We start from the raw sequence: 255 nt of genomic DNA, 5'->3' as shown, positions 1-255 counted from the left end.
AGCCGTCTGCCAGCGTGCCGCGCTGCGCCGTGGCATTTACTACCGCGCTGACGGCTTTATCGACGCCAGCCTTGGCCGCCGCCAGCGATGCATCCGTGGTAATGCCTTTCAGCCAGGCGCTGGCAGCAGCCTTGGCAGTGGCCAGCGTATAGGCCGTGCTTTCCGCCGCCGTATCGAGCGCAGTGGTAAAGGCCGTGGCCGCGTCAACCTTGTTGGCCACCACGCGGCTATCGGTTGCCGATGCCGCCGCCAGGA

The 255-nt window shown here is 66.7% G+C and carries 1 protein-coding gene; it reads right to left on the bottom strand.

The annotated features are described in order from the left end of the window. A partial coding sequence (locus tag GM668_RS31995) for a hypothetical protein (RefSeq protein WP_211923486.1) occupies positions 1–255 on the bottom strand: 255 nt, incomplete at both ends.

It is taken from the genome of Pseudoduganella ginsengisoli (genome assembly GCF_009720865.1).
Taxonomy (GTDB): domain Bacteria; phylum Pseudomonadota; class Gammaproteobacteria; order Burkholderiales; family Burkholderiaceae_D; genus Rugamonas; species Rugamonas ginsengisoli.
The sequence above is the reverse complement of the archived record's forward strand: the minus strand, read 5'-3'. Positions and strand labels throughout refer to the sequence as shown.